Consider the following 4,362-nt stretch of genomic DNA (forward strand, 5'->3'; position numbering starts at 1 on the left):
TACCTAATTTTCAGGGAAAAAGTCCCTGAATTTCCCCCTGATCACTCCCATATCTGGTACTTTTTGAGGGGAAAAAAGTCCAAAAGTCTTATCCAACAAGGTTTTTAGATTTATTCAGCAAGCCCTATTTAATCTTTCAATAGGATTAGTTTGACCAGTTTCTTGACCGACTGGTCGATGACGTTTACTGGGAATTACTGTCTTATAGGACTCCCAAAAGTCTGTGTAAGTAACAGCACATTGTCGGTAAACACCGGGTAAACTGGCCCCAAAGTTTTTTGGCTGATTGACAACTCCTATCTCCGCGCATAGCAACCAATAATACTAAATCCGTTGAGCATAATGCTACTTATAAGGACGGGCAAAAGGGGGGGATAAATAATCAGTTTTTAATAACCGTATTTAGTATAATACCCGTCATAATGATGCTTTAAAACTGCCTCAATTTTAACAATTATTACCAGAAAAAAATTCTTGTTTAGTGATTACTCATGCTCTAAAATGTACGGCTATTATGATCAATCAACTAACAGAAAGAAGAAATTTTCTCAAGTAATGGCAGAGATGGTTAATTACCCTTGCCCCCAAGGCGGGGGTGGGAGAGGGGGAGTAGGATGCCTGCCACGAATAAAGAAAATGGTAGAACCTGAGATGCCGCGATACGGAAAGACTTCACCCCCAAACCTTCTCACTCCCCTATACCTTTTAAATAGGGATAAAAAGCTAAATAGAACAGACAAAAAGCCTGTTCTATCCATGAGGAGAAAAAAACTTAAACGGTCATGATATCTTTTTCTTTTGTCGTTAATAAATCCTCGATTTTGGCGATAAATTTATCGGTGGATTTCTGCACTTGATCCTGTAAATCCCTGGATTCATCCTCAGAAATTTCGTGACCTTTTTCCCGTTTACGGATAGCATCGATCGCATCCCGGCGAATATTGCGGATAGCCACCTTTCCTTCTTCGGCCAATTTCGCCGCTAATTTGACCAATTCCTTGCGGCGATCGCTAGTGAGGGGAGGGATATTCAAACGAATGGTCTGACCGTCATTACTGGGGGTTAAACCCACGTCCGAGAGAGAAATCGCCTTTTCGATCGCCCCCATACTGGTACGATCAAAGGGTTGAATGGCGATCGTGGTCGCGTCGGGAGTGCTAATTGTCGCTAGGGACTTGAGGGGAGTTTCCATGCCATAATACTCCACCACGATCCGATCTAAAAGAGAAGCATTTGCCCGGCCGGTACGAATCGTATTAAAAGCTCTCTGGGTTGATTCGACGGTTTTCTGCATCTGGTCTTGAACTTCAGCTAACTTCACAGAATCCTCCTACCAATGTTCCAACGGGTTCACCTTTGACAGCGCGAACAATATTACCTGTCACCGACAGATCGAAAACGACTATCGGGATATTATTTTCCTTGCACAGAGCGATCGCAGTTCCGTCCATCACCCGCAGATCATGAGTCAGCACATGACCGTAGGTAAGACTTTGAAAGCGTCGCGCGTTAGGGTTATGGGAGGGATCGGAATCATAAACTCCATCCACTTTCGTCGCTTTAAACACCACTTCCGCATCAATTTCGGCAGCGCGCAGGGCCGCCGTGGTATCGGTGGTAAAGAAAGGATTACCCGATCCCGCACCGAAAACCACTACCCGACCTTTTTCCAGATGACGGATTGCTCGCCGGCGGATGTAGGGTTCAGCTAATTCCTGCATGGCAATCGCCGTTAATACCCTAGTCGGTACTTGCGCTCGTTCTAGGGCATCCTGCAAGGTCATAGCGTTCATGACTGTTGCTATCATACCAATATAATCGGCCGTGGCCCGATCCATGCCGGCCGAGGCGGCTTTCACCCCGCGAAAAATATTGCCCCCACCGACCACGATCGCCAATTGGATGCCTTGGTCAACCACTTCGGAGATTTCCTGAGCGATAGCGGAAACCACCATCGGGTCGATCCCATAGCCGAGATTGCCCATTAGGGCCTCCCCACTCAGTTTTAATAATACCCGCTTGTACGCCATGCCCTTACTACCACTCGCTAAAACAAGATCTAGATAATTTTTGTCTCCCCATAAGATAGCAGGTTTTGGCCTTGATTTAAGTTGACCAGTTCACTCTCCCCTGGGGCCGACAAGTTAAGATTAATAAATCTTTTCCTTGGGGAATTTGTATTTAGTGATACCTTTGTTATTAAAAGGAGCTTAGTTTTATAGAGAATTAATAACCGTGGTCAGCGATCGATTACTATTGGTCAACAAAAGCAATCAAGGGGCTGCTAACATCGATACCTTTGATTGGGTGTATGGGTTTCAGGATGGAACTCGTCTGATGGGAAAGGTTTGCGGTTACTTAGATCCCGATAGTAATCGTCTTCTCGATCCCGAAAACTGCAGCGCTATCTACCAGAATGCCCAGGGACAAGTCCTTAGTCGTTGGCAAGCTGGAGATTTTATCGCTTTTGAACTAACCACCACCGGGGAAAATCTCCTGCTCGTGGCTTCTAATGATAATTGTGTCAGTAATAGTCTCTGTTTGGTTTCGGGCATTAGTCGCAGCTGCGCCCAAGTTAGCGATGAAGGAAAATCCCTCGTCCGGGAGGTTTTTCAATACCCGGCTTGGTCTTTGCAGGGCGATCATAGCATTTCTAAGCCGGCTTTCAGTTGGAATTGTTCCGTATCTCCCTTTTTCCCCTTTGTTTCCCTGCGTTTTAATCTTCAGTCCACCAGCAGCAAAAAATTCTATCGTTGGACGGTTTCCCCCTATTTTCCCTTTTGTCCCCTCTTAGAAGTGGGAGAATCGCTCGCCTAATTAGGGTTTGCGGCAAAAAGTTTTTCGGTGGGGGCAGGGTGTGGGGTGTAGGGTGTAGGGTGTAGGGTTTTAGCGATTTTGAGGGGGTCAATTACCTAATTTTCAGGGAAAAAGTCCCGGAATTTTCCACCCGATCACTTCCAGATCCGGGACTTTTTGGAAACCAAAAAGTCTAAAAGTCTTACCCAACAAGGTTTTTAGATTTGTTGAGCAAACCCTAATCATTATTCTTTATTCTTTTGCAAATAATCGACTAATGCCCATAATCCTAGGCGATAACTTTCGGCCCCAAAACCGCTAATCTGTCCGATGGCTATATCGGCAATGTAGGAATGATGACGAAAAGACTCGCGTTTGTAAATATTGCTTAAGTGTACTTCCACACAGGCCATTTTTGTGCCTAATAGTGCGTCGCGGATGGCGATACTGGTGTGAGTATAAGCTCCCGCATTAATCAAAATACCGTCCTGCTGACCCCATGCTTGCTGAATCCAGTCCACTAATTGCCCTTCCTGATTGGACTGATGCGCGGTTAAATTCACCCCTAAACGGGTAGCTTCTTCGTTTAAAAACCGGTTAATCGCCTCTAAATTGACGTTACCGTAGAGATTCGGCTCTCTTTTTCCCAATAGGTTTAAATTCGGCCCGTGTAGAACCAGAATGCTTAGTTTATTCACAAATGTCCTCCCTATCACCACGAGAATTAATCTTATCTCGATCAGGGACTATTGCCGATCAACAAAATTTTTGCCGCTACGGTAATCACTGCACCAATAGTAGCACTGAGCGCACCGACGATGATCGGTAGAATGAGACCTCGGAATCCCTGGAGGTCGGAAATAGCTTTAATCATGGTAGCCTGTTCACTTTCCACCTTTTCGAGTCGTTTATCCATCCCTCCGACTTTCTCGGTTAAAGCAACCAATCCTATCGATTTAAATTGTTCATTTTCCACTTTTTCCAGTCGTTTATCCATACCTACGACTTTCTCGGTTAAAGTAGCTAATCCTATCTCTACTTTATTTAATCTTTCATCGATTCTGTCAAAGCGCTCATCAATCTTGTCAAATTTTTGATTAACGTCCCTTTGTAGATTGTCTATTTTTCCCTCGATCCTGGTCAGAATAGTTTCTAGGGAATAAGTGACGGTTTCTCCTGACATTCTGGTAAACTCCCCTTAGTTTTATCTTGATCCTCCTCCCATTCTCGCTTTATCCATGGGAGACTACCGCTCAACTAAACTTACTCAAACTTACTTAAAAGCCTGAAAGCTTAGTCATTCGTAGTGGGTCAAGCACTACAGGATTAAACGGCAAACCCTTTATTCCCTGGTCAATGACATCAGGAATTACTTTTCTAATGATGTTAAATGACCCATTGACATCGGCATTTAACAACTGATTTGTTCCCATTTTATAAAGTCCCCTAGCTAACCTTTTTCCCTTAAATAATGGTTTTTCTTCACCATATTTAGGTAACTCATCCCTATCTAAAGCACTGGATTGTGAGGTATAGGATTCTTCAGTTATTATGACTTTTATTCCT

The 4,362-nt window shown here is 44.2% G+C and carries 5 protein-coding genes and 2 pseudogenes; 1 reads left to right on the forward strand and 6 read right to left on the reverse strand.

The genetic code is table 11. The features are described 5' to 3' along the window. Positions 1-145 precede the first annotated feature (145 nt). The 3 genes and pseudogenes from IQ242_RS17760 to pyrH all read right to left on the reverse strand — a co-directional run. Positions 146-304: pseudogene (locus tag IQ242_RS17760) on the reverse strand (ISNCY family transposase); the annotation flags it as partial. Between the two features lie 468 nt (positions 305-772). Further along, complete coding sequence (gene frr, locus IQ242_RS17765; RefSeq protein WP_228021067.1) at positions 773-1,294, reverse strand: ribosome recycling factor; 522 nt, start codon at positions 1,292-1,294, stop codon at positions 773-775. 13 nt (positions 1,295-1,307) lie between these two features. Beyond that, a complete protein-coding gene (gene pyrH / locus IQ242_RS17770; RefSeq protein WP_002762234.1) occupies positions 1,308-2,030 on the reverse strand; it encodes a UMP kinase in 723 nt (240 codons plus the stop codon). 205 nt (positions 2,031-2,235) lie between these two features. Between pyrH and IQ242_RS17775 the strand changes: the two genes are divergently transcribed. Next, positions 2,236-2,817, forward strand: a complete 582-nt coding sequence (locus IQ242_RS17775; protein ID WP_052277810.1) for a hypothetical protein — start codon at positions 2,236-2,238, stop codon at positions 2,815-2,817. Positions 2,818-3,041: 224 nt separating this feature from the next. On the opposite strand, the gene aroQ is transcribed toward IQ242_RS17775, so the two are convergent. From aroQ to IQ242_RS17790, 3 genes and pseudogenes are all read right to left on the reverse strand, one after another. After that, positions 3,042-3,494 (reverse strand): type II 3-dehydroquinate dehydratase, encoded by a 453-nt coding sequence (aroQ, locus tag IQ242_RS17780; RefSeq protein WP_193960883.1) that lies wholly within the window; start codon positions 3,492-3,494, stop codon positions 3,042-3,044. Positions 3,495-3,535: 41 nt separating this feature from the next. Continuing rightward, entirely contained in the window at positions 3,536-3,979 is a 444-nt protein-coding gene (locus IQ242_RS17785) for a hypothetical protein (protein ID WP_061433218.1), read from the reverse strand. A gap of 94 nt (positions 3,980-4,073) precedes the next feature. Further along, positions 4,074-4,362: pseudogene (locus IQ242_RS17790) on the reverse strand (RNA-guided endonuclease TnpB family protein); the annotation flags it as partial.

It is taken from the genome of Microcystis sp. LEGE 08355, assembly GCF_015207185.1.
Lineage (GTDB): Bacteria > Cyanobacteriota > Cyanobacteriia > Cyanobacteriales > Microcystaceae > Microcystis > Microcystis panniformis.

Bases quoted from the DNA above. Each gene is read 5' to 3' on its own strand.
- frr (WP_228021067.1), bottom strand. From the start codon at position 1,294: ATGCAGAAAACCGTCGAATCAACCCAGAGAGCTTTTAATACGATTCGT.
- pyrH (WP_002762234.1), bottom strand. From the start codon at position 2,030: ATGGCGTACAAGCGGGTATTATTAAAACTGAGTGGGGAGGCCCTAATG.
- IQ242_RS17785 (WP_061433218.1), bottom strand. From the start codon at position 3,979: ATGTCAGGAGAAACCGTCACTTATTCCCTAGAAACTATTCTGACCAGG.